The organism is Halobacillus litoralis, assembly GCF_004101865.1.
Classification (GTDB): domain Bacteria; phylum Bacillota; class Bacilli; order Bacillales; family Halobacillaceae; genus Halobacillus; species Halobacillus litoralis_A.
In genome coordinates this window covers 3,133,617-3,157,849 of the sequence record NZ_CP026118.1, presented here as the reverse complement: position 1 = coordinate 3,157,849, position 24,233 = coordinate 3,133,617, and the positions used below count along the sequence as shown (strand labels likewise).

At 47.0% G+C, this 24,233-nt stretch carries 21 protein-coding genes; 4 read left to right on the top strand and 17 right to left on the bottom strand.

The features are described 5' to 3' along the window. The first annotated feature begins 36 nt into the window (after nt 1-36). On the top strand, nt 37-189 hold the full coding sequence (locus tag HLI_RS21750) for a hypothetical protein (protein ID WP_164908586.1): 153 nt from the start codon (nt 37-39) through the stop codon (nt 187-189). A gap of 129 nt (nt 190-318) precedes the next feature. Next, nucleotides 319-549, top strand: coding sequence for a hypothetical protein (locus HLI_RS15665; protein ID WP_128525853.1), 231 nt, complete (start codon nt 319-321; stop codon nt 547-549). Nucleotides 550-588: 39 nt separating this feature from the next. Here the strand turns inward: HLI_RS15665 and HLI_RS15660 are convergent, their stop codons facing one another. The 7 genes from HLI_RS15660 to HLI_RS15630 all read right to left on the bottom strand — a co-directional run bounded on the left by HLI_RS15660 (nt 589) and on the right by HLI_RS15630 (nt 9,275). Beyond that, the gene (locus HLI_RS15660; RefSeq protein WP_128525852.1) at nt 589-2,073 is read right to left on the bottom strand and encodes a tripartite tricarboxylate transporter permease; all 1,485 of its coding nucleotides are present in this window, start codon (nt 2,071-2,073) and stop codon (nt 589-591) included. Nucleotides 2,074-2,088: 15 nt separating this feature from the next. Further along, nucleotides 2,089-2,547: a tripartite tricarboxylate transporter TctB family protein gene (locus HLI_RS15655; protein WP_128525851.1), complete on the bottom strand. Its 459-nt coding sequence runs from the start codon at nt 2,545-2,547 to the stop codon at nt 2,089-2,091. A 60-nt stretch (nt 2,548-2,607) separates the two neighbouring features. Beyond that, nucleotides 2,608-3,618 (bottom strand): tripartite tricarboxylate transporter substrate binding protein, encoded by a 1,011-nt coding sequence (locus HLI_RS15650; protein ID WP_128525850.1) that lies wholly within the window; start codon nt 3,616-3,618, stop codon nt 2,608-2,610. Nucleotides 3,619-4,237: 619 nt separating this feature from the next. Next, the gene (locus HLI_RS15645) at nt 4,238-4,918 is read right to left on the bottom strand and encodes a response regulator (protein ID WP_128525849.1); all 681 of its coding nucleotides are present in this window, start codon (nt 4,916-4,918) and stop codon (nt 4,238-4,240) included. Continuing rightward, on the bottom strand, nt 4,918-6,504 hold the full coding sequence (locus tag HLI_RS15640) for an ATP-binding protein (RefSeq protein ID WP_128525848.1): 1,587 nt from the start codon (nt 6,502-6,504) through the stop codon (nt 4,918-4,920). The genes HLI_RS15645 and HLI_RS15640 overlap by 1 nt, the downstream gene beginning before the upstream one ends. Nucleotides 6,505-6,922: 418 nt before the next feature. Beyond that, nucleotides 6,923-8,416: a glycerol kinase GlpK gene (gene glpK, locus HLI_RS15635; protein ID WP_128525847.1), complete on the bottom strand. Its 1,494-nt coding sequence runs from the start codon at nt 8,414-8,416 to the stop codon at nt 6,923-6,925. Nucleotides 8,417-8,444: 28 nt separating this feature from the next. Then, on the bottom strand, nt 8,445-9,275 hold the full coding sequence (locus HLI_RS15630) for an MIP/aquaporin family protein (RefSeq protein ID WP_128525846.1): 831 nt from the start codon (nt 9,273-9,275) through the stop codon (nt 8,445-8,447). 243 nt (nt 9,276-9,518) lie between these two features. On the opposite strand from HLI_RS15630, the gene HLI_RS15625 reads away from it, so the two are divergent. Further along, complete coding sequence (locus HLI_RS15625; RefSeq protein WP_128525845.1) at nt 9,519-10,382, top strand: immunoglobulin-like domain-containing protein; 864 nt, start codon at nt 9,519-9,521, stop codon at nt 10,380-10,382. A 168-nt stretch (nt 10,383-10,550) separates the two neighbouring features. Here the strand turns inward: HLI_RS15625 and HLI_RS15620 are convergent, their stop codons facing one another. Genes HLI_RS15620 through HLI_RS15605 form a run of 4 tightly spaced genes read right to left on the bottom strand, consistent with a single transcriptional unit; the run spans nt 10,551 to nt 18,068 of the window. After that, nucleotides 10,551-11,675 (bottom strand): glycerate kinase family protein, encoded by a 1,125-nt coding sequence (locus HLI_RS15620; protein WP_128525844.1) that lies wholly within the window; start codon nt 11,673-11,675, stop codon nt 10,551-10,553. A gap of 16 nt (nt 11,676-11,691) precedes the next feature. Next, nucleotides 11,692-13,380 carry an alpha-amylase family glycosyl hydrolase gene (locus HLI_RS15615; RefSeq protein WP_128525843.1) on the bottom strand — a complete coding sequence of 563 codons (1,689 nt, stop codon included), beginning with the start codon at nt 13,378-13,380 and terminating at the stop codon, nt 11,692-11,694. After that, nucleotides 13,377-16,040: a glycoside hydrolase family 38 N-terminal domain-containing protein gene (locus tag HLI_RS15610; RefSeq protein ID WP_128525842.1), complete on the bottom strand. Its 2,664-nt coding sequence runs from the start codon at nt 16,038-16,040 to the stop codon at nt 13,377-13,379. Before HLI_RS15610 ends, HLI_RS15615 begins: the two co-directional genes overlap by 4 nt. Nucleotides 16,041-16,100: 60 nt before the next feature. After that, nucleotides 16,101-18,068 (bottom strand): fructose-specific PTS transporter subunit EIIC, encoded by a 1,968-nt coding sequence (locus HLI_RS15605; protein WP_128525841.1) that lies wholly within the window; start codon nt 18,066-18,068, stop codon nt 16,101-16,103. 153 nt (nt 18,069-18,221) lie between these two features. Here HLI_RS15605 and HLI_RS15600 point away from each other — a divergent pair, with 153 nt between their 5' ends. Then, complete coding sequence (locus HLI_RS15600) at nt 18,222-18,974, top strand: MurR/RpiR family transcriptional regulator (RefSeq protein ID WP_128525840.1); 753 nt, start codon at nt 18,222-18,224, stop codon at nt 18,972-18,974. A 265-nt stretch (nt 18,975-19,239) separates the two neighbouring features. Here HLI_RS15600 and HLI_RS15595 read toward each other — a convergent pair whose 3' ends face one another. The 6 genes from HLI_RS15595 to HLI_RS15570 are packed head-to-tail and all read right to left on the bottom strand — an operon-like array spanning nt 19,240 to nt 24,078. After that, a complete protein-coding gene (locus HLI_RS15595) occupies nt 19,240-20,019 on the bottom strand; it encodes an SDR family NAD(P)-dependent oxidoreductase (RefSeq protein ID WP_128525839.1) in 780 nt (259 codons plus the stop codon). Next, nucleotides 20,003-20,407 (bottom strand): MaoC family dehydratase, encoded by a 405-nt coding sequence (locus HLI_RS15590; RefSeq protein ID WP_128525838.1) that lies wholly within the window; start codon nt 20,405-20,407, stop codon nt 20,003-20,005. The genes HLI_RS15595 and HLI_RS15590 overlap by 17 nt, the downstream gene beginning before the upstream one ends. Beyond that, nucleotides 20,404-20,841, bottom strand: a complete 438-nt coding sequence (locus HLI_RS15585) for an FAS1-like dehydratase domain-containing protein (protein ID WP_164908585.1) — start codon at nt 20,839-20,841, stop codon at nt 20,404-20,406. Before HLI_RS15585 ends, HLI_RS15590 begins: the two co-directional genes overlap by 4 nt. Continuing rightward, nucleotides 20,841-21,989 (bottom strand): thiolase family protein, encoded by a 1,149-nt coding sequence (locus HLI_RS15580; protein WP_128525836.1) that lies wholly within the window; start codon nt 21,987-21,989, stop codon nt 20,841-20,843. The genes HLI_RS15585 and HLI_RS15580 overlap by 1 nt, the downstream gene beginning before the upstream one ends. Continuing rightward, a complete protein-coding gene (locus tag HLI_RS15575; protein ID WP_128525835.1) occupies nt 21,982-23,451 on the bottom strand; it encodes an AMP-binding protein in 1,470 nt (489 codons plus the stop codon). Before HLI_RS15575 ends, HLI_RS15580 begins: the two co-directional genes overlap by 8 nt. Nucleotides 23,452-23,505: 54 nt before the next feature. Continuing rightward, a complete protein-coding gene (locus HLI_RS15570; protein ID WP_128525834.1) occupies nt 23,506-24,078 on the bottom strand; it encodes a biotin transporter BioY in 573 nt (190 codons plus the stop codon). Nucleotides 24,079-24,233: the final 155 nt, after the last annotated feature.

Below are 24,233 nucleotides of genomic sequence, written 5' to 3'. Positions count from 1 at the left end.
TCAGATTGGCCTCGTTGCTTCCACGAGGAGCGGTCGGTGGTGACGCCTGCGGGAACAGCGCGAGCCGAAGATCCACTTGGTCAAATGATCTTCTTGACCAAGTTAGCTGAGGCCGTGCCCGCGGCAAGCATCCACCGACAAGCGATTCGTGAGAAGCAACAACAAACGATAATAGCCCCTCTGGATTAGAAAAGGCTTCTCAGTGGTCTTGGTGCCATATACTCCCATTCAGACTCGGGACGATCTTCCGTGTGATTTCTTAATCAAAGAAAAACACCCTATTTAGATAAGCCTCGTTGCTTCCACCAGGAGCGTTCGGTGGTGACGCCTGCGGGAACAGCGCGAGCCGAAGATCCATTTGGTCAAGTGTTCTTCTTGACCAAGTTAGCTGAGGCCGTGCCCGCGGCAAGCATCCACCGACAAGCGATTCGTGAGAAGCAACAAACCTTAACATATCCATTAATTGATTCATATAGAAAACCCGAACGAAAAAATTCGTTCGGGTTTTCTAGTGGGAAATTCTTTTATCCCAGCCTCGCTTTATTTTGATTTACTGTATCGGTGCAAGAGCTTTTATTACAAATCCGCTTACACCTGTCTCGCACTCTTACGGTTACGGATCAGCGGCACCGCGAAGGACAACAGACTTACGATATATAAGCTGATCGAAACCGGATCGGAAATCAGTGCCATCATGTCCCCTCCAGAAGCTGTCATCGTTTGTCGGAAAGACTGCTCCATCATTCCACCTAGAATGAAGGCAAGAATGAAAGGGGCAGCTGGAAAACTGAACAACCTCATCAAGTAACCAAGCACACCGAAGATCAACAATAGATATAAATCAAATGTGCTGAAGCTGATGGCATAAACACCGATCAAACTGAAAATCGCCACGAGAGAGATGAGCATTGGACGGGCGATTTTCAGGATTTTTGCAATGTAAGGAATCAATGGCAGATTCAAAATCAGCAAGAAAATGTTCCCGATATACATGCTGGCAATGATTCCCCAGAAAACTTCAGGTCTGTCAGCCATCAACAATGGACCTGGCTGGATGCCTAAGACAAGGAAGGCTCCAAGCATGACTGCTGTCGTCCCAGACCCCGGAATTCCCAGGCTTAGCAAAGGCACGAAAGCACCACTTGTTGCAGCGTTGTTAGCTGTTTCGGGAGCAGACAATCCTTTGATCGAGCCTTTTCCGAATTCTTCCGGTCGTTTAGCTATTCTCTTTTCTGAAATATAGCCGATGAACGAAGCGATGGTCGCCCCTGCTCCTGGGAGCACGCCTAAAATAAATCCGAGAAAAGACTGTCTCGTCATCGGTCCTCTCATTTCTTTGAAATCTTGCTTCGTCAGTTTCAGACTTCCGATATCACCCTGGTTCTGAAGAGAGGTGTCTTTCCTTTTGATGACAAGGTGACAGATCTCTGCCAATGCGAACAAACCGAGAGCGATGACTAAGAAATCGATTCCTTCCAGTAAATTGGCATTCCCGAATGTAAAACGGGTCGTCCCTGTTTGGCCATCAATTCCGATGGTCGCAACCATGAACCCCATCGTAGCCGTGATCAAAGCTTTATTTGTCGATCCATCAGATAAACTGGAGATGGCCGTCAAACCTAAGAACATAAGCGCAAAATATTGGGCAGGACCGAAAGATACGGCCACTTGCGCCAGAGCAGGAGCGAAAAGCATCAGCAGTACAACTGAAACCGTTCCCCCGACAAAGGAGGAAATCGCGGCAATCGCTAATGCTTTCCCTGCCTCGCCCCGCTGAGCCATGGGGTAACCGTCAAACGATGTCGCAACTGTCCCTGATATCCCAGGTGCATTCAACAAAATGGAGGAGGTCGATCCACCGAAGACAGCACCATAATAAACACCAGCCATCATAACAAGTGCAGAAGAGGGATCCATTCCATATGTGATCGGAATCATGATGGCAATCGCACTGATCGGTCCCAAACCCGGCATCATCCCGATCAACGTTCCCGCTACTACACCAATAAGAACAAATAATATTCCTTGCCAGCTAAAGGCAACTTGAAACCCTTCCATCAAACCTGCACCCATAATAACTCACACCTTCTAAAATGGTAATATCCCTTGAGGTAAACTAATTTGCAAAAGATAATTGAACGATAAATACATGACGAGTGGAAAAATGACCGCCACCATCGCATTGATTTTGTGCTTGCGATATCCCAAAAATAAAGAGCAGCAAAAGACGAACAATACGGAGCTGAGCACAAATCCAATGATCTCTAATAAGAAAATATAAAGAAAAATCATGCCTCCGACCGCAAGCAATACAAGAATTTCACTTCTTGGAACCTGCCTCTTCTCCTTTTCTTCTTCTGTTTCTGATGACTTATCAAAAAATAAAAACACAGCGAGCACAATCAATAAATAACCAAGCACCTTAGGCAGAAAATCTGAATCCACCGGCACATAGGAGTACTCTTTCAAGTTGTAGCTCATATACAAATAACCCGCAGCCAACAAAATCAGCACAATACTAATTTTTTGATTCAATGTTTTCAGCACACGTATCACCTTCACCTTAGTGGTAAATAGGAAAGGGCCTGGAACCAGACCCTTTCACCCTTATTGATTCAATCCCAGTTCTTCCATCAGAGTACCCAATTCTTCTTTTTGTTCATCAAGGAACTTGCCATACTCTTCACTATCCATATACATCTCGTTCCAGCCATAGTTTTTACGTATGTCAGCAAAAGCTTCTGAATCACTGACTTCTTTCAGTTTTTCTTCATAATATTTCACTTGTCCTTCTGTCATATCTCCTGGACCGAAGAACCCTCTCCAGTTAACAAAAGTAGCGTCAATTCCCTGTTCTTTAGCTGTAGGGAATTCAGATAAAACCTCTCCTTCAAGTCTTTCTTCAGCAGTAATCCCAAGTACACGGACTTTGTCAGCCTTCACCTGTTCAACCGTTTCGGCAATACCTGTCGAATAAACGTCAGCACTTCCGTTCAGGATCTGCGTCATTCCTCCACCATCTTGAGCCGATACATATTTGATTTTCTGAATGTCTACACCAGCTTCTTTAGCGATAGCAACGAACTGCATATGGTCCATAGAACCAGGAGAAGATGTTCCGACAACCGTGACACTGGACGGATCTTTCTTCATGTCTTCAAACAATTCATTCAGGTTCTCCCATTTTGCGTCTTCGGCAACTGCGAACGCACCATAGTCAGCAATCATATTCGCAAGTGGTGTGAAATCATCATGAGACAAATCAGATTGCCCATTCAGTGGTACAAAAATAAGCGGAGGCGAAGAAACGAAAATGTTATGCGGGTTGTTCGTGCTATTGATGTAAGACCAGCCGACGGCTCCGCCACCACCTTCTTTATTCACGACACCAACACTTTGCTCCATAATTTCTTCTTCCTCCAGAATCTTACCGACAGATCTCGCTGTCGTATCCCAGCCGCCACCAGCGCCAGCAGGAGCGACAATCTCAACGTTCTTCTCAGGCGTCCATTCGCCATCTCCTTCTCCATTTCCATCCCCGCTTGATTCCGACGAACCTCCACAAGCAGCCAATACCAAAACCAATAAGATAGAACCGAATAACCATAAGTGCTTCATCAAATAAGCCCCTCTCTTTTTTGCTAATCTATCAAGTGTTGATGCTAGTTTATAATATTGTGACAATTATGTAACCGTTTTCAAAATAACCGATATTAAATGCAATAAACGTAATTAACCACATAAAATTCACGGGCGGATTCGAAAATAACTGAAGGTAAAAGTTTGTTGTTGCTTCTCACGAATCGCTTATCGGTGGGTGCTTGCCGCGGGCACGGCCTCAGCTAACTTGGTCAAGAAGTCCACTTGACCAAGTGGATCTTCGGCTCGCGCTGTTCCCGCAGGCGTCACCACCGAACGCTCATCGTGGAATCAACGAGGTCCATCGAAAAAGAGTGATTTTATTTGATTTATAAAAGAAAACCGCTATATTCCGTCTTCTCCAGAAGAAGTTCTGTGCCACTGCTCAAAATCCGTACGCCAGGTCATTTACACTGTGAATGAAGGCATGAAAGAGAAGTTCCCAGAGAAGCACATGGAAATGTTTTATCGAAATCATAAAAAACCTTGTTGAACGAAAAAATCGTTCAACAAGGTTTTTTTAATTGATGCATAACTCAAAAAGATGCTCCTCTAAATTGAAAAGGGCTTTTCAGTTGTTTCCCTATCGACGGCTGGTTCAATTGCGGACATAGTATTTTCTTTCCGGCCGCCCTACACGGCCATAGTTCATTTCTGCTTTTCCTTTACGAATAGTGATCAAATATTCCAAGTATCGACGTGCTGTCGTTTTAGAAGCCCCCATTTGAAGACTGGCTTGTTCTGCGGTCAAACCTTCCTCCTTCGCCTGCTTCAGCATCGATTCCACTTTTTCCAATGTCAGCGGATCGATGCCCTTAGGTACAGGGGGAGCGGATGATTCAGCCTCTTCTTGCGGGGTTTTCATAAGTTCATCCACCATCGTTTGGTCGAAAGTCTCTGCTTCTGCTAATAATACTTTCCGTTTTTGATAATCCTCGATCGTCTGCTGGAAACGTTCCAGTGTGATCGGTTTGATGATGTAGTCAACGATACCGTATTTCAAGGCTTTTTCTACTATCTCTTTTTCCTTTGCGGCCGTAATCATGATCACATCCACTTGCGGTGTTTTTTCACGGACTTCGTGCAGGATATCGACTCCAAGCTGATCAGGCATATAGACGTCCAGCAAAAGCAAGTCCGGCTGATGTTCGACAAGCATGTCCAACGTATCCTCTGCATTGAGCGCTTTTCCAACAACCTCTACTCCATCGATCATTCTTAAAAACTGGGCGTGCATTTCCGCTACACGAAAATCATCTTCACTGATCATGACTTTCATTACACTCGCCTCCCTCGATGCTTCGGGATGAAGATGGAAAAGACGGTTCCACCCTCATCTGCCGCAGTAATTTCCATCGTCCCCTTCAGCTTATCGACCACTTCCTTGACGTTCGCCAAACCATAGCCGCGCATTTCCCCCTGTTTCGTGGAAAAACCTCTTATGAATAAGTACGAGTAGTTACTCTCTGGAATCCCTGGACCATTGTCTGTCACTTCAAAAACCAGCTCTTCACCGACATCTGTAACAAAAAATTCCACCTGTTTATCTGCTTGAGTCCGGACTGCTTCGAATGCATTATCGATGATATTCCCTAAGACAGTGACCAAATCGGCATGATTGATATGCCCGGGGATTTGTTGTAATTCGGAATCTTCCTGAATGGTGAAATCGATTTTCTGTTCCGACGCCCGGCTCATTTTCCCCGTCAAAATCGCTTGCAAGGTTTCATCCTGAATACGGTCAAAAATGACTCGCTGATGCTTCTGTGTACTCGAAAATTCTTCCTCGATCATCTTCATCGCTTCCTGGTAATTGCCTAATTGCAGCATCCCCAATAGCAAATACATCTTATTCGTGTACTCATGAGTTTGGGCTCTTAGTCCTTCTGAGTAACGCTTCACCTCAGACAAAGCCTGTACCATTTCTCTCACTTCGGTCTTATCACGAAAACTGGAGACCACCCCTGTCACCGCTCCTTCATGGATGATCGGTGTCCGATTCACGATGACGACTTTATCCTGCAAAATCATTTCTTCATCTTTAGTCGATTCCCCCGTTTCTAACACCTGGAGCATATGCGTATTCGGGAAAACTTCTTTGATCAGTCGTCCTTCTGTCTTTTCCCTGAGATTCAGCAAATCCATTGCCGACTGATTGATCATCGTCACTCGTCCATCTCCATCTATGGAAATGATTCCTTCTTTTACAGAGGAGAGAATAGCTTCGCGCGTTTGATAAAAAGAAGTGATTTCGTATGGCTCAAGGCCCAACGTATCTTTTCTTATACTACGGGCCAAAAGAAAGCTGCCGATCACACCAATAACGAGGACTAAGAGAGAAATCCAAAACACATTCGCCAGCTTATCCCATATGATCGCGCGGATATCTTCGATTAAAAAGCCGACAGAAACGATGCCGATGATTTCACCACTGTCATTGATGATAGGCGCTTTTCCACGTAATGAAGGGCCGAGTGTCCCTTCCGCTTGTGAAATGTAATAGTCGCCATTTTTCAACGCTCTCGCATTATCCCCACCCACCATCTTTTTTCCGATTTTCCATTCATCCGGGTGGGCATAGCGAATGCTTTCCTCATTACCGACAACGACAAATTCCGCACCCGATTCCTCCTGGACACTCAACGCAATCGGCTGAATGATTTCAGAAGGATCCTCCGTCTCGAACGCCTGTTTTATGGAAGGCATGAAAGAAACCGTACTCGCAACCTGGAGAGCCAGCTGCCCCATATGATCTTCCACTTCTTCTTTTTCCATGTAAGCGAAAACCCCAGCCAGAATACCGATGACCAGAATCAGCAAGGAAAGCACAAGCCCAAGTATCTTTGTACGCAGCGAAACCCTCAAACTACTCGCCCTCCCTTATGTAACCGTTATCTTTTTTACATATGGTAACATACCGCCAGAGGTTTGAGCGGACTCTATTCGACAAAATTAAACTTTCTGTTAACAAACTGGCATCTCTCTTAGATGAATTATGAAAAAATGATTAGATAGAACCAGTGAGCATTGCAACTGTGGTGCCTTAATAACCAAAAAAGTCAGGCGAGCGCCTGACTTTCCCTTTTTCTAATTTCATTTATGTTATTAAACAGCATACCTGAGCTTATATCGGCGTTACAGTATTTTCACCGGCGTAAAACGGAATATATCGATGTAGTTGACATTTTTATGGATGCAACTCGAATTTCTATCGGCAAACCAGCAAAAATGTCGGCGCAGCACTCTATAAATAGCCAAATGATTGTCTCATCTCGCTTATCAATCACTTGAACTTCCTTGTCGCCTCCACCGCTTTTTGCCAGCCGCTATATAAGTCTTCCCGTTCATTTTCATTCATTTCAACCGTGAAGGTGCGCTCGTTCTCTGATTGTTGTTTGATTTCATCTTTATCTTTCCAATAGCCGACGGCGAGACCTGCCAGGAAGGCGGCACCAAGAGCGGTTGTCTCTTGCACGACAGGACGCTCGACCGGAACACCGAGCATGTCACTTTGGAACTGCATGAGGAAATTATTTTTCACGGCCCCGCCATCTACACGAAGGGCTTTCAGATCAATGCCGGAATCTGCGATCATCGCATCAAGAACATCCTTCGTCTGGTAAGCCAATGATTCAAGAGTGGCGCGGACGAAATGAGCGGTTGAGGTTCCGCGTGTCAAACCGAAGACGGCCCCTCTTGCCTCACTATCCCAATAAGGCGTCCCGAGTCCGACAAAGGCAGGGACCAGATAAACTCCATCCGCTGAATCAATGCTAGTTGCATAATCCTCTGACTCTGCTGCACTTTCAATCAGTTTCAAACCGTCCCGCAGCCACTGGATCGCGGAACCGGCAACAAAGATGCTTCCTTCCAGGGCATATTCGACTTTCCCATCAATCCCCCAAGCAAGCGTTGTCAAAAGTCCGTGCTCAGAAGCGACGCCTTCTTCCCCTGTGTTCATCAACATGAAGCAGCCAGTGCCATACGTGTTTTTCGCCATCCCTTTTTCAAAACAAGCTTGTCCGAATAGCGCAGCCTGCTGATCGCCAGCGATGCCGGCAATCGGCACTTCATGGCCGAAGAAATGATAATCAACGGTATTTGCGTACACTTCCGAGGATGGTTTCACTTCCGGCAGCATCGACTTCGGAACACCTAAAATGTCCAGTAATTCATCATCCCATTCCAGGTCATAGATGTTATACATCAACGTCCGGGAAGCATTGGAGTAATCCGTTACATGCGTTTTTCCACCAGAAAGCTTATGGACAAGCCATGTATCGATCGTTCCGAATAAAAGGTCACCATTGTCCGCTTTCTCGCGGGCCCCTTCTACATTGTCGAGCATCCATTTCACTTTCGTACCAGAGAAATACGGATCGAGCAGCAAACCTGTTTTTTCACGGAACAACTCGTTGTGACCGGCTGCGCGCAATTCTTTACAAATGTCTTCCGTCTGGCGTGATTGCCAAACCACTGCATGATAAATCGGCTTTCCGGTGTGCTTGTCCCAGACAACTGCTGTTTCCCGTTGGTTCGTAATCCCGATGCCGGCAATCTGCTCAGGTTCGACATCAGCTTTCCTCAACACTTCGGCGATGCACGCAAGGACAGAGGTCCAAATCTCATTGGCATCGTGCTCGACCCAGCCTGGTTTCGGGAAAAATTGTTCGAATTCCTTTTGTGCGGTTTCCACGATTTTTCCTGCCTTGTTGAATAAAATCGCCCGTGAACTCGTCGTCCCCTGGTCGATGGATAGAATATACTGCTTCGTCATAGAAATCCTCTCCTCTAGTAAAAGTTTATCAGCTTACTTTTTCCTCTACTTGATTGCCGATGGTTCTCCCTTTTTTCAATTCAGCGTTAGCCGCTCCGACAAAGATGACAGCAACGATTGCGGAAAACGCCCAGAACGCCAGCGAAAATTCCTGCGTGAAGACCGCTTGATAAAACAATGCACCATAGACTCCACCTAATATCGGACCGACAACCGGAATCCAGGCATATCCCCAATCAGAACCGCCTTTACCCGGAATCGGCAGAACAGCGTGCGCAATTCTCGGTGCCAGGTCACGTGCAGGGTTGATCGCATAGCCGGTCGTCCCGCCAAGAGACATCCCGATCGCAACGATCAAAGCACCGACGATCAACGGATTCAACCCTTCTGTGAATTCATTGGCCCCGATGAACAAAATCCCCATCATCAAGACGAAAGTGCCGATCATTTCTGTCACCAAGTTTGAAAAAGGACTGCGGACAGCTGGGTCTGTACAGAAGACTCCCTTTTTCGCTCCCTGGTCCTTCGTTTTACGCCAGTGCGGTAGGTAGTTGAGAAAAACGACCCCTGCACCAATGAAAGCACCGATCATTTGTGCACTAATATATAAAGGAACCTTCGCCCAAGGGAAATCCCCGATCGACGCCAGCCCCAATGTAACCGCCGGGTTGATGTGCGCTCCTGTAGAGCCGCCAATCGCATAGATGCCCATCGTCACCGCAAGTCCCCAAGCGATGGTGATGACTACCCATCCTGAGCCCTCAGCCTTCGAATCCTTCAAAACGACACCAGCTACAACCCCGCCACCAAAAATAATCAGAATCATCGTTCCAATCAATTCCGCAAGAAATTCAGACATGATCTCCACTCCTTTTTTCATTTTTTGTACGAAAAAAAAGAGACCCCCACTAAACTGCAAACTTTGGGTAAAGTTCGCAAAAATAGTGTGAGTCTCCAAATCTCCGTCACATGTTTAACTTGTTGCCTATTACTATATAACTTTATGAAAGCGGTGTCAAATGAATATTCGAAATTCCTTCTGGAAAACAAAGGTTTCCAAATAATGGTAGCATAGTAGTAATAACAATTGAGGAGGGGAAAGATGGGAAAAAACATAACAATTTTAGGGACGTTCATTTTTATTGTGGTCGCCGCTAATGTTGTCAGCCATATCTTCCCTGCTTCAAGCGGAAGCCAGAAGATCCCCGCTCAAATCGGTGAACAAGACAAAGAACGCTTCATGTACACAGAAAGACGACCATATACAGAAGAAGAAGTCCTCCAAAAAACTGGCTATGGGCCTGCAACTGGCGAAGGGTTCAAAGGAATTATGGTATCCCCGATTTCAAACTTCTCAATCTATCAACAAGGTGAAGAGCAAGGGACTTATGTAGAAGGGGTGCCCGAGGGGAAAACAGTAAGAGTACAACTGATTTCAAGAACGAAAGAATTAGAAAAGATTTCTCTAATCGAAGAGAAAATATACGAGGAAGGTGCGAAAGGTCTCGTCGTCACCCTCCCCGAAGAGCGGAATATGCTTTATTCCGTAAGTGCAGAAATGCTGGATGAAACAGGAGAAGTCATCGATACGATAGCAGGAATCGTTTACGTACCTGGAAAACCAGAAATCAATGCGAAACTCTCCCTTGATAAAGATGTGTATTCTGCTGAATATATACTTGAATACAAAGTGACGAACTGGGGTCCGAGAAGACTTTCTTACGGTGCCAGATACACGATTCAAGTCTATCAAAACGGAGAATGGAGCATCCATCCGCATCATGATGAAATTTCCGCCTTCCCTGATCTCGAGTACGTCGTCCTTCCAGGAAATGAAAACAAGACAAGCATAAGTCTAAAGGATTTTGAAATGGAAGAAGGGAAGTATCGTGTCATTAAAAGAATAAGAATCACTGATGGCGAAGTGGAATTTTCTTTAGCGGCCGAATTCGAAGTCGAGAATTGATCATCGAATGGAATCGGCGTCATAGCAGATTTACCAGCTTGACTTGCTGCTTTATCGGCGTAACTGTCATTTACCGGTGGAAGAAAATGAAATATACCGGAAAGACAAAATCAGCGGCGCAGCAAGCCCATCAAAAAAGCCGGCTGCCTGTCCCAAGCAGCCGACTCCCTATTTCCTCAAACGGACCACTTGCTTCGTGATGTGGACGATATTGTTATAAGCCGTCTCCGCTTCCACGGCCTGCTCCAGCGAACAGGGACCAGGCTGAATCGAGAACACGGCTGTGAGAGGGGTATAATCCCCCTCCGTTTCGACGGCCCCGGCAACAGCGACAGCCGGAACGTCATGTTTATCGGCAATTTTCCCGACCGAAACAGGCACTTTCCCATCGGCTGATTGAGCATCAAGGCTTCCTTCCCCTGTCAATACAAGGTCTGCCCCTGCGATCATTTCATCTAATTTGACTAAATCAGCGACGACTCGGAAGCCAGATTTCATGGTAGCATGGAGAACCCCCGCAAGCGCCCCTCCAAGTCCGCCGGCTGCACCAGCACCTGGGATTTCCTGAAGATCGATGCCTGAATAACCGCGGACGGCTTCAGCAAACTTTTCCAACCCCTGATCCAATAGGAGCACATCTTCTTGATTCGCGCCTTTTTGAGGGCCGTAAACATGCGCTGCTCCTTTTTCTCCATAGAAAGGGTTGGTCACGTCAGAGGCGATTGTCAGTTTACAGTCTTCCAGTTCTGGTAAGACATCACGATCATCCATGTCGGCAATCTCAGTCAAAACATTGCGGTCTTCTGGTAAGCGTTCACCTTTTTCATCAAAAAAACGATAGCCAAGTGCTTGCAGTAAACCTGTCCCGCCGTCCGTGGTCGCGCTTCCTCCAAGTGAAATGAACAGGTTCCTCGATCCCTTTTCGATCGCTGCACGTATTTGCTCGCCAAGGCCAAAAGAGTTCAACAAGAAGGGTTTGCGCTGATCAGAAGGTACAAGGGTCAGCCCCGTACTTCTGGCACACTCTATGAAAGTGACAACCTTCCCTTCGTAAGGAAGCTCGACAAAGGATGTGTCTACCTTCTCTCCTGTCGGTCCCTTCACCTGTACTGGAACTTCACGGGAAACCCATTTGCCAAGGGCATCGATCGTTCCTTCCCCGCCATCCGCCACCGGGATGCGGATGGTCTCTGCCCCCTTGACCGCTGCGTGTATCCCCTCTTCCATCGCTAGACTCACTTGGTCTGCCGACAGAGAGCCTTTGAAAGAATCGGGGGCGATGACGATTTTCATTGCATCCACCTCCAATCTAGACTTTTTTCAGCCAGATGAATCCATACTTCGGTAATGTGACGTCTGATTCCACAGTATTATCCTCCAATAGGTTTTCCCCTTTAAAAGGAACGTCAATCGTGACCGCTTCGCGTGAGGTGTTCACGGCAAAAAAGACTTCCTCGCCTGTTTCAACATTCAGACGCTTCAACGCAAAGATACGCGAATCCATCTCTATTACTTCTTGTTCTGCATAAGGAGAGAAAGCACCTCCTTCTTGACGGATGGCGATTATTTTTTTCAGGCCATTAAAAATCCCAGCCCGTCTTGAATCATTGTGGAGCTGCTCACGAATCGATTCCAACTCAAGCTTTTCGCGATTGATCCGGCGCGGAATTCCTGATTTCTGCATGCCTTCTCTATCATTCTTCGAGCCAAGCAAAGAGTGATAATAGATGGCAGGGACACCGATGAATGACAGTAGAATCGAATGAGCCGCCAGCATTTTATCGATTTCGTCTTGTTCTGTGACATCTTCTCCCTTATTCTTAAGGGCTTCCGAGTAGTTGATATTCAGTTCGTAAACCGACTGACTGCCATCGGGATTATTTTTATAGGAAACCTCTCCGCCGTTCGCCTTCACTTGCGCAACGAGTTCATCCTTCTCTTCTTCCTCCAAAATCCCTTCCGTCGGGCGCATCCCGATACCGTCATGACTGGCGAGGAAGTTGAAATAAGTCGCTTGATCTGAAACCTTACTGATCGTCTTCGCCCATTCGGTCAATTTCGCAGCATCATGCTTCATGAAGCTGTAGAGAACAAGCGGGGGCAAGGTGAATTGATAGACCATATTCGCTTCATCAGTGCCATTTCCGAAATAGCTGATGTTTTCTTTATGAGGAACGTTCGTTTCTGTAATGATTTGCGTGTTCGGTTGAAATGCATTGATGATCGTATTCCATAGCTGGATGATCGCATGAGCCTGCGGCAGATGGATGCTTGTCGTCCCCGATTCTTTCCATATGAAACCGATGGCATCCAACCGGATACTTGTCCCGCCTTGATGAGCATAAGAGAGCAGGATGTCTGTCATCTCCACTAACACAGGGAGATGCTTGAAGTTGACATCGACCTGGTCTTCACTGAAGGTCGTCCAGGCCGTCTTCTTCTCATTGTCCCCTTGATACTCATGGAATAAGGGGGACGTCCGCGGACGCACGACTTCATTTGTATCAAACGCTTCCTGTTCAGGGATGAAATAGTTGGTATAGGCGGGATCATCCTGTAAATACTTTTGAAACCATTCGCTTGATTTAGACATATGATTGGCAACGAAATCGAACATCAGACGATAATCTTCAGAGAAGGAACGAATATCTCCCCATTCACCTAAATCGGAATGAATCCTCCGGTAATCGGTGACTGAAAAACCGTCATCCGAAGTATAAGGGAACATCGGGAGCAGGTGGACATCTGTAATCGAGCCCCCGACCTCCTCCTGCAAGAACTGGTTCAATGTCGGAAGTGTCGGTTTCCCTTTTTCATAAATACTGTCGCCATAAGTGATCAAGTAGACATTCCGCTCTGTCGGTGCGGAAGGCGTCGTCGACTCCTTCTCCGACCAATCAGCGATCAACTGTTCAAATTGCTGGAGATCTTCGCTCCGAACTTCTCCATAGATATCTCTCAGGTGCTTTTCAATTTTAGTTAACAGTTCATTTTTCATGCGTTCGTCCCTCCTTGCGTGCTCACTCGAATCGTTTGGAAGCTTTTCGCAGCCACTTCGAACGGTTCAACAGGAACAACTTCTTCAGCTAAATTCACAGATTGAAGATCAGTCAAGCCTTCACCCTTCAGTTCGAATACGGCCTTTGTATCTTCAGGGTTAAAGAGTCGCATGACATACCCATCGCCACCGTGGGCTTTTTTGATGGAACTAGTGAAAACCGTGTCACTTTCTAAAGAAGCCAATGAATAGGACGAAGGCAATCCCTTAAGTGGAAGTGGAACCTCAAACCGATCGAGACGTTCCTCGAATGTGTTGAGGGATTGATTTTGATAGGTGACATACCTTTCCTGAAAAAGATCTGCAGTTGCAAAGAGTTCCGAAACCTCGACCTGGTTTGAGCTCATTTGGATGGCATATTCAAAGGTCATCTTGCCGTGCATTTGGGCGTCAGGTGTGCGGACGACCTTGTTGTTGATGCCTGAAGCCCGGCCTGGGCGCCATAGTAAATCGTCACGGCCGAGCAAACCGACACTACGGAACAATGTGAGAGCGAATCTGCCTTCTTCTTTCAATACTTCGTACTCCTTCAACCCTTTTGTATGGGCAGCGAAAGTACCTTCTTCTCCCTGGACGCCGGCAAATTGTTCAACCTTATAGATGGGTACTGGTGCTTCTTTATACCCTTGCTCCTGCCATACGTCCATCCGTGGATTTTCTGTTGCCCGTTCGATCAAGCTATAACCTTGGTCGGCGAAGGAGGAGTCCGGTCGCTCTACAGGGGTCTGAATGAGAACGCGGACGCGGTGATCGTCCACTCTGTTATCGATTTCATGTTGGACGCGAACGAAGCTTTCCCCGTTTCGCAGCTCCAGTTCTGTTTCAATGGTCAAGGTTTCATCATGGCGCCCTTCTCTGCGAGCTCCAAGATCAGCAGGGAGTGTCACCGAATGTTCCACAACCATTTTTTCGACCAAAGCGGAAGTGTAGACATCCTTCAATTTCGCAGCTTCCGTAATGATCGATCCTGAACCAGGCAATGGCGAATAATCATAGGAATCGCCTGCATCACCTGTGTCTTCAAATTGAATCAAGTTTTCTACGACAAGATCAGAACCTTTTTCACGGAGCAGGAGTTTTCCATCCGTACATTCAACACGGAACCGATCATTTTCGATATGATTTTTCTTCGTTTCCTCCAATGCGTCCATAGCTGCTTCCTTTTCATCGATTTGCAGAGTCAAATAACCAAGCGGCGGCACTTCCATGGTTTCCAAAAGGATTTCTGTACGGTAATAGCCGGGCACTTCTACTTCCTGATCGCCATCAGCGGTGACGACAATCTTCTTGCCACCACTCAAGTATTCTTGATCGATGATGCTGAAATTAACAAGCCCATCCTCGAGTGTACGAACATAAAAGTCCTTTTCCCTGGTAAACAACACCGTTTTCACAGAGGTTTGATACTTTTTCGCTGCTGTGTTGAATACGAGGAAGATATCCTCTTGCTCCAAACGCTCACGAACAGCTGAGGTCATCTGCCTTTTCAACAAATTCATCAATCCATCCGCCTGCCGGTCGATTTTCACAAGACGCTGAACAATATCACGGTTGGTATCGTCGGAGTTGCAACCACCAATACTGTCGTGGGCGTGGACGTCGAAAAGATTTTTCCACATCTCATCAAGCCAGGCTTGCGGATATTTCAAGCCAAGGGTGGAACCGATGACAGCTAGTGGTTCGAGCTGATTGATGATTTTGCGCTCGACGATATGGTTCCATTTTTTAATGTCATACCTTTGGGAGGCGATCGTGTTATGAATGCGCGAACCTTCTGTCGCAATCAGTTCCCCCTCCACCGTGTGATCGAAATCTTGCCTGTCCCATGTATCTTCCATGAATGTTTCATAGTCGGATAAAATATATTCATAACGATCATCTTGCTCATTCAGCCGTTCGATGGTTTCAGGAAAGTGACTGCGGACGAGCACCTGATCCCCACCCGATGGCAGCAGCAAGTGGTCCGTATCACGGTTCAATTCAGATAAAGAGTCGAGCATCGGCTGTAAGCGTTCTTTATGGAACTCTTCTTCCGCACTCAAAAATTTCCCCGGTCCATACCCCAGTTCTAAGAGGTTCGCTTTCACATGCTCTCCATCTGGTGACTGCCACGTGAAGTTCAAGTTTTCATCCAGTTGATCCAGGTAAATCCCACGCTGCAAAATCGAGTACTCAATACCGAACCCTTTGAATAATGACGGCAAATATTGATTTTGACCGAAAATATCCGGTAAATATCCGATGTTCATCGAATGACCCATCGCTTCCGCGCCTTTCACCCCATAGAGCAGATTACGGACGAGTGATTCCTTATGGACAAGCAGTGAATCCGCTTGTGTGTACCAGGGGCCGACAAAAATCCGTTTTGCTTCGACAAGGGCCCGCAGCCTTTCTGCGTTCTGTGGTCGTACTTTCAAATATTCATCCACAATCGAAATTTGACCATCAAAAATATAGCCATGATAATCTTCGTTTGTTTCAAGTAAGTCGATCAAGTGATCGAGATTTTCAGCTAATAATAAATTGGAATCTTCTATTGTAAAATACCATTCCCTATCCCAATGGGAATGAGGAACGACATACACACGTTTTTCAGCCATAAAAGCTGTCCTCCTTAAGCATACAGCCAGCCCGGTGGAAGGGGCTGGCCAGCTGATGATTTATATTTGCATGCGTCCGCGTTTGATCAGAGCGAATCGGATGAAAATGTTCGTCAGCGCAATGAACATCGTACCGACAAACAAGCCGATCAAGTAGGCCCATAAATTGTCGACAAGCGGCCAACCCCAGAATGCAGGCAGTGGATACCACTGAACCGCGCCGAGCAGCACAGCCGTCACCGAACCGATAATGGCTCCGATGATGTTGATGGGAATCGTGATCAACGGGTTGCGAAGCATGAATGGAATCGCTCCTTCACTTATGGCAATAAAGCCCAGTAGAATGGAGGTATTCCCGGTAATACGCAGGTTTTCATCAAAAACACGACGACCGACGACGAAGCGGTCCAATACAGTCGCAAGACCCAATCCGATTGGCGGGATGACAATGGCCAGCACACGGGCGGTCAGTGGGAAAATCTGGTCACCGGCAAGTCCGATGGCGATGGCACCGGCCGCTTTGTTGATCGGTCCACCTAAATCAAAGGCAGTGGCAGCGGCAATGATCGTTGATAACACGACTTCGCCAGACTCTTGCGCAGATTCGATCGTGTTTCTCAGCAGTTCATTCAACCCACCGAAGACAGGATCAACAATATAAAAGTTCAATAAAAAGATCGAAAGAATACTGATTGCAGGAATAATGAGCATCGGCTTCATCGCCTGCAAATTACGGCTTAGTTTGATTTTTTCATTTAAAGTTTTGGCAATGTAACCAGCGGCTAAACCGAGGATCAAAGCTCCTAAGAAACCGGAGGGAATGCCATCTTCCACACCCCAGAAACGGTAGTGGATCCCGGCTGCGAATATACCCCCGATGAAACCTGGCACAATACCGACACGGTCAGCCAAAGCATACGCCGTAAAGGCTGCGAAGATCGGATACATGAACTGGAATATCATGAAACCGAATTTATCGAGATAGTGCAATATCTTGAAAAGTTCATTGTCGGATGTCGCATAGCTGATGTCATTGATTTCATTGACAAGCCCGAATGGAATCGCTCCCAGTTTGGCAATTCCCATCATCAGACCAGCCGCTACGATGACCGGTATCATGTAGGAAATCCCTGTCATGATGGCCTGGCCCATTTCTGCGAGGACGCCTTGTTTATTTTGAGAATTGGGGGATGAAGATTCTTCATCTCCATTCGTCTGAACAGTTCCGTCTGGATTGTTCAATACTTGTTCAATCAGTTCTTCACCGCGCTCAAGTGGAGCCGCTACGCGTGTTTGCACATATGGGAGCCCTTTGAAACGCTCTTTCCCTTTTGGTGAAATATCTGTTGCAAAAATGATCCCATCCGCTCCCTGGATGATTTCATCTGAATGCGGATCCTCTAAACCATTCGCTCCCTGCTTCTCACTATAAACTTTGACACCAAGCTTCTTACCTGCCTGCTCCAAAGCTTCAGCTGCCATATAGGTATGGGCGATCCCGGCCGCACAAGCGGTAATCACCAAGACCGTTTTCGTATATTCTTGTGGAGGTTCTTCTTTGGCCGGTTCACCTTCGTGGTCCAACGCAGTGAGAAATTCATCAGGGTTCGCTGCACTCATCAAGGAGTTGTAATAATCCTTATCCATAAGACGCGTACTTAACTCTGCCAAAAGGTTCAAGTGAGTAGAACCCGCCTCACCCTCAGGAATCGCCAATAGAAAGACAAGCTCCACCTGGTTATCCGGGTCGATACTTTCCCAGTCCGCGATTGGATTTTCCAACCGGGCGACAGCAAAACCAGCTTTTTTCACAGCGGAAGACTTCCCGTGTGGAATGGCAAGTCCTGATTCCAAACCTGTCGCTGATATTTTCTCCCGTTCTAAAACGGTTTCATAAAATTCCTCAGTCGATGTGACATATCCTTTTTGCTGAAGATCTTCGGATAGTTTCCAAAGCACATCTTCTTTTTTGTTCTCTTTGAGGTCAAAACGTACCAGACCTTTTTCAGTCATTTGTGCAAGTTGCATATCCCTCACCCTCTCGTTAGTTGTGAAAGTGTTTTCATTTGTCTCTAATACAGTTGTAACACAGCTTACAAGACGGTAGTTATACAGGAAATGTACAATTGTACATTTCCTCATGATATACTCATATCAGTTCATAAGAGAGGAGCTTTCATCATGGGAAAACTACTGGAGACATTCGCCACCTCATTGCCCGACCTGACGCATTCCGAAAAACATGTCCTTTACTATATCGAACACCACTTAGAGGAATCTAAAAAAATGCCCCTGACACGAATGGCGGAAGAGAACACGGTCAGTACAACAACGATCATACGCCTGTGTCACAAACTCGGATTTGAAGGCTATGCCGAATTCAAATACTTCTTGAAAGGCATCGAACATACTTCCTTACCTGAAAACTTGAATCCGATCGAACGTTACCAGGACGACATCAAAAAAAGTTTGAACCATCTGCAGCCGGACGATTTAGAATGGGTCGCCTCTGCCATTGAAAAAGCGGACCGGATCGTCATCATCTCCGTGGGCCTCACCAAAATGATCGGCGAATACCTCAGTAAACGTTTGATGCAGATGAACCGCTCCTCTACGTATATTTACGAATCCCATATGGTCGATTTGATCAGTAACTGGATAGGGAAAAAGGACCTCGCCATCTTCATCTCCTCAAGCGGGAACACAGAAACCCTCGTCAAGGCAGCAGATAAGCTCGATCACTTGAACGTGCAGACAGTCGCCGTTACCAATAATTTGGACGGAATCATCAATCAATATGTACAAAAAGCGATCAGCGCACCAGTCCAGAAGGTTTCCTACGAAGGCTACGACGTCTCCGCACGATCTTCTCTAATGATGCTTGCCGATCTTGTTTTCGAGTATTACTTGAAGCATGTGACAAGCAAGGAATAGATTTTTATGTGCTTCGTTCATGAATTAGTTGGCGGGAGATCGGCATTATAGCAATTTTATCGGCGTATCCTGCGGGAACAACACGTGGCGAAGACCCCGGAAGTAAGCGGGCTTTGCTTGCCGAGGAGGCGTAGTCCGTGCCCGTGGAAAGCGGAGTATGTTGCCGGAGTGGCGTATGATTTATGGCTTCATGAAGAAAACCCGAACGGAATTACGTTCGGGTTTTCTAGCGGAAAAATTCTTTTGTCCCAGCCTCAACTATCGATTACAGCAATTCATAGCTGGGTGGATGCCAGTATCCTATTTCTTCACCGTTCACCGCATACGTTTCGCCTGTCTGATTCATCTCTCGCTTCTTGATGAAATCAATGAGAAAATGAGCGACTTGTTCGGCAGAGCCTACATTCCAATAAGCCGCTTCCTCTTCACTGGATGCTTGTTGCTGGGCTTTTTCTATATGAGGTCTCGTCATATCGGTGAGGGCAGCTGGGGCGATGGCATTTACTTGGATCGATTTCGACTCCAGTTCTTTGGCCAGCGTCCAGGTCATCCCTAGAATGGCAGCCTTCGCTGCGCTGTAGTTCACTTGGCCGACATTGCCGATCAGGCCAGCAAGTGAAGTCATATTGAGGATGAAGCCGGATTTTTCTTGGCTGCGTAAGTGCCGGATGACAGCCTGGGCGGGAATGAACGCACCCGTGACATGGACATCGAGCACTTCTTGGAAATCCCCAAGTTCCATCCGATGGGCCATCCGATCTTTGGTTACCCCTGCGTTATTGATCAAACCTGTTACGTTTCCGAAGTTCGCAAGTGCTGCTTCGACAAGACGCCTCCCTGTTGCCTCTTCGGTGACACAGGCGGCGACTCCTGCTGCCCTGCCTCCCGCCTGCCGAATCTGTTCCACCACTCTTTCTACTTCAGCATCCTTACGTCCATTAATTATGACGGCTGCTCCTTCTTTAGCTAAAGCCATGGCGGTACTCTGCCCGATTCCTTTGGTGGACCCGGTTACGATCACGGTTTCTTCATTTACGTTCGTCATCTTCGCTTCCCCCTATGACCAGTTTCGCTTTCAAGACACACGTCTGATGTTGGTTGAACCCTTTAATATCGACAAAAAACTTTCCCGCTTCTTCCTTAGCAACTTTTCCTTCTATTGAAAGGCTGTCCCCTTTGAACAATGGTTTTATAAAAGAAGTGCTCAGCTCTTTGATCGGCGGTTTTCCCCTGAACCACCGGTGGATCGAAGCATCAATGACTCCCATCGACCACATCCCGTGAGCCACCGCGTGCGGGAATCCTGCTTTTTCAGCTGAGGCATCGTCCAGATGAATCGAGTTATCGTCACCAGAGGCTTTCGCGTAATTCTCGATCATCTCACCTGTGATTTCTTCAATTATTATTCCTGTAAGGACTTCCCCTGTATTCATGGCGATTCACCACCTTTCACGATAAGGGTGGTATAAACTTTGCACTGCAGCACATTCAAATGATAGATGGATAACGTATGATGTAAAAATTCCATCATGACAAGGGAGCTTTCTTTAGTTTCGACCTTATCCAGTGATAAGGTTGCTTGATACTCCCTGTCAGCCACTAAGGTTGTCTTGTATTCAAAGCTCTGTTTAGCATGGATGACGCCACCAAGCCCGTCCAACCAGGGGATGTCGAACTTTTTCCAAAAGGTGACGGGCATCGTGGCAGGGAGCGGAATATGCGAATAGCCGTGCGCTTTTGCCGCTTCGACATCATAATAGATTGGATCTTTCAAAAAGATCGCCTCAGCGAATGATGGAATTTCATTGGGATGGACAAGAATTGATGAAGATTCAAGCGTATGGTCCACCCATTTTTCTTCGACCATCATCTTCCCATCCTTTCGAAAAGAGCGGCAAGTCCGATCCCCCCGCCAATGCCGAGAGTCGCCATTCCACAATTCAGCTCTCCGCGTTTCATTTCCGTCAGCAACCGGGTCACCAATATGGCACCTGAGGCTCCATAAGGGTGACCTAAAGCAAGCGCTCCCCCTGCAAGATTCACCTTTTGAAAATCAACCCTCAATTCTTTCAACGAAGCGATCACTTGAGATGCAAAAGCTTCATTGAATTCGACGACATCAACATCTTCTATGGTTCGGTTTTGCCGTTCTAACAACTTTCTTACTGCCGGAACGGGTCCGATGCCAAGCAAGTTCGGGTCGACCCCGGCGACTGTGGAATCGACAAATCGGACGATCGGCGTCAATCCAAGCGAAAGGCATTTGTCATAAGACATGACCAACACGACCGAAGCACCATCATTCATAGGACAAGCATTCCCAGCCGTCACCGTCCCGCCTTCCCGGAAGACAGGCGAAAGGGAAGTCAATTTTTCCATGGAAGTATTCGGGCGAGGACACTCATCCTCATGGACCCCATCAGCTTCGACGGTTTCTTCCTGGAACCAACCCTTCCGCTTGGCTTCGACCGCTTTTTGGTGGCTGGCATAGGCGTAAGCATCTTGAGCTTCACGCGGCACTTGATACATTTCCGCTACATTCTCCGCCGCCTCACCCATTTCCGGGTCCCCGATCGCTTCCGGTGAGAAACGGGCCCGCCCATACAATGATGGACCACGTGGATCATGAATCGACGCCGGCTTTTCCATTTTCCATGGCGCAAGACTTGTACTCTCGACACCCCCCGCTAAATAGATATCCCCCGCACCCGATTGCACGAGCCGCGCTGCCATGATGATCGCTTCTAATCCAGAGCCGCATTGACGATCGACAGTTACACCAGGGACAGTAACCGGGAGTCCTGCTTCTAATGCTGACAACCGCGCAATATTTCCACCAGGACCGACGACATTACCGAGGATGACATCATCGACTTCTTCCGGAGGCAGCTCCGTTTCAGCCATCAACTTCCGGATTACCGTACTCGCAAGTTTTTCAGGGGGCACATGTGACAAAGCGCCTCCCATTTTTCCAATTGCCGTTCTTTTGCCCGCCACGAGCACTACTTCACCCATGAAATCCCTCCTTTTCAGCAAGCCAATCAAGCATCTGTTTCCGCGCCACTTTTCCGCTGGAGGTGTATAGGAAATCAGCTACAGCCACCCACTCTTTCGGACACTTGTATTTCGGTAACCATTGCTTACAAAAAAGCTCAAGCTGATCCACGCATAATGATTTATCCCCGGTATAAACTGCGGTCACTTTTTCTCCCCAATAGCTATCAGGCTGGCCAAGGACGATCACCTCATCAATCGCTGGATGATCACGAATCACCCGCTCCACTTCTTCCGGATAAATATTCAACCCGCCACTGATGATCATATTTTGTTTGCGGCCGCTAAGGATGACTTGTCCCCTTTCATTTTTGTAAGCCAAGTCTCCAACCGTTGCCCAATCTCCATCAAACATCTCAGCTGTTTGCTCGGGTCTGTTCAAATATCCCTCGAAAATCCAGGGACTCTTCACAAACAACATCCCGACTTCCCCCTCGGCCGCTTCATCGCCTGCGTCTATGCGAATCGACCATTCCACTTGAGGAAAAGGTGTGCCGATAGCCCCGTCAGGAAGATTACGACCTGAGACCGTCTGCACACTGACAAAACTGAGTTCCGATGCGCCGAAAAATTCATAAATGTCCGTTTCAGGGAAAAGTTGAGAGGCTTGCCGTTTAGAAGGTTTCTCCCATTTCGCCCCGGACGATATCATGGTTTTCAAATAAGAAGCATGACCAGAAATCTCTGTCCGTTTCAAAGCTTCGAACATCGTCGGGACAATATACAAAACCGTAATGTCCTTGTCTTCCAGCACGCGCCACACCTCTTCTGCTTGAAAAGAAGAAACAAGATGAAGCGTTGTACCAAGGTGAAGCGCTTGAATGGAAGCATAAAGGAAATGGGAGTGCACGAGCGGTCCAGGAGAAAAAATCCGATCCTCCTGCTTCAATGAAAAAACTTCTGCCCCTTCCGAAAAGCAATCAGCCCAGGAGGCGTGGGCCCTCATGAATCCTTTCGGCCGCCCTGTCGTCCCAGAGGTATAACCGATGTAAAAAATGTCGTCATCATTTATTTGCTCTGCAGGCAGTTCCAGCTCAGGGAAAATGCTGATTTCATCCCATGTGTACGCATGATCCCGTCCAGACAGGTCCGTCAAATCCTTGTCGTAGATGATCAAATCCGGGTCGGCGTCTAACAAAACATCATCAAGCTGCGATTTGGGCCACTTCGGATCCAGTGGAATCACTATTCCTCCAGACGAGCTCACGGCTAGGAAGACGACAAGCCATTCCGGTCCGTTCGGCAGAAGAAAACTTATTTTCTTACCTTTCATGGAACCTAATTGATAGGTGCATTGCCTTTTTAACGTCATCATCTGGTATAGCAATTCCTCATATGTAAGCACTGTTCTCCCATGGACAACCGCTTCTTTTTCCGGAAAACACCGTGCTTTTTCGTGAATTCTTTCTCCGATCAGTGCCATGAAATTCCCCCTCTGGATAGACCAAAAGGCTTGTCCGGGAGACAAGCCTTTCTTCTATGCTGCTTTTTGATAATCGTTCGAACTGTTCTTGTGCATCAAAGGATAGACCCGGTTCAATTGTTGGGCAAGGATTGAGGCGATGGCAATTTTCGCCACATCCCCAGGGATATACACAAGAGCAGCGAAGGCCGCTGCCGGCCACGGAGTATTAGTGATGAACGACAAGTAAGTTACCCCACAGGCATAAACAAACACTACGCCGCCGATGAAATTGAACACAAGATAGTACCACAACTTCAAGTTCTTCCAAAACCGTTCGACTAAAAACCCGATAATGAACGCGGCGATTGGATAACTCATGATATAACCGCCCGAAGGTCCGAAAAATACACCAAGACCTCCACGTCCGCCAGATAGAAGCGGAACACCGATCGCAATGAGCAAAACGAAAAGAAGCATACTCAATCCACCGCGTTTAGCACCTAAAATGGACCCCGCCAACATCAAACCAAGTGTTTGAGCCGTTATCGGCACAGGCGTGAATGGGGTCACAATGGGAGGAAAGAAACCTAAAGCTCCCATAATCGCTGCAAATAAAGAAGCGTAAAGCATCGTCCGAAGTTTCATGATCTTCCACCTACTTTTCTATGTATCTAGTAAGAAGAATAGCGGAAGATGTCTATTTGGTCAACCGTTAAATTATATAGTTAACATAAGTGGGTGATTTTCCTCAATGATCAATTTCCTATTAATGTTTATTGTTGCTTCTCACGAATCGCTTA

What these genes read in the sequence shown, in the direction of transcription:
- HLI_RS15595 (WP_128525839.1), bottom strand. Translation starts at nt 20,019, where the DNA reads ATGACGAACGTAAATGAAGAAACCGTGATCGTAACCGGGTCCACCAAA.
- HLI_RS15585 (WP_164908585.1), bottom strand. Translation starts at nt 20,841, where the DNA reads ATGGTCGAAGAAAAATGGGTGGACCATACGCTTGAATCTTCATCAATT.
- HLI_RS15580 (WP_128525836.1), bottom strand. Translation starts at nt 21,989, where the DNA reads ATGGGTGAAGTAGTGCTCGTGGCGGGCAAAAGAACGGCAATTGGAAAA.
- HLI_RS15615 (WP_128525843.1), bottom strand. Translation starts at nt 13,380, where the DNA reads ATGAAAAATGAACTGTTAACTAAAATTGAAAAGCACCTGAGAGATATC.
- HLI_RS15610 (WP_128525842.1), bottom strand. Translation starts at nt 16,040, where the DNA reads ATGGCTGAAAAACGTGTGTATGTCGTTCCTCATTCCCATTGGGATAGG.
- HLI_RS15630 (WP_128525846.1), bottom strand. Translation starts at nt 9,275, where the DNA reads ATGTCTGAATTTCTTGCGGAATTGATTGGAACGATGATTCTGATTATT.
- HLI_RS15590 (WP_128525838.1), bottom strand. Translation starts at nt 20,407, where the DNA reads ATGAATACAGGGGAAGTCCTTACAGGAATAATAATTGAAGAAATCACA.
- HLI_RS15625 (WP_128525845.1), top strand. Translation starts at nt 9,519, where the DNA reads ATGGGAAAAAACATAACAATTTTAGGGACGTTCATTTTTATTGTGGTC.
- HLI_RS15660 (WP_128525852.1), bottom strand. Translation starts at nt 2,073, where the DNA reads ATGGGTGCAGGTTTGATGGAAGGGTTTCAAGTTGCCTTTAGCTGGCAA.
- HLI_RS15600 (WP_128525840.1), top strand. Translation starts at nt 18,222, where the DNA reads ATGGGAAAACTACTGGAGACATTCGCCACCTCATTGCCCGACCTGACG.
- HLI_RS15620 (WP_128525844.1), bottom strand. Translation starts at nt 11,675, where the DNA reads ATGAAAATCGTCATCGCCCCCGATTCTTTCAAAGGCTCTCTGTCGGCA.
- HLI_RS15650 (WP_128525850.1), bottom strand. Translation starts at nt 3,618, where the DNA reads ATGAAGCACTTATGGTTATTCGGTTCTATCTTATTGGTTTTGGTATTG.
- HLI_RS15645 (WP_128525849.1), bottom strand. Translation starts at nt 4,918, where the DNA reads ATGAAAGTCATGATCAGTGAAGATGATTTTCGTGTAGCGGAAATGCAC.
- HLI_RS15605 (WP_128525841.1), bottom strand. Translation starts at nt 18,068, where the DNA reads ATGCAACTTGCACAAATGACTGAAAAAGGTCTGGTACGTTTTGACCTC.
- glpK (WP_128525847.1), bottom strand. Translation starts at nt 8,416, where the DNA reads ATGACGAAGCAGTATATTCTATCCATCGACCAGGGGACGACGAGTTCA.
- HLI_RS15570 (WP_128525834.1), bottom strand. Translation starts at nt 24,078, where the DNA reads ATGAAACTTCGGACGATGCTTTACGCTTCTTTATTTGCAGCGATTATG.
- HLI_RS15575 (WP_128525835.1), bottom strand. Translation starts at nt 23,451, where the DNA reads ATGGCACTGATCGGAGAAAGAATTCACGAAAAAGCACGGTGTTTTCCG.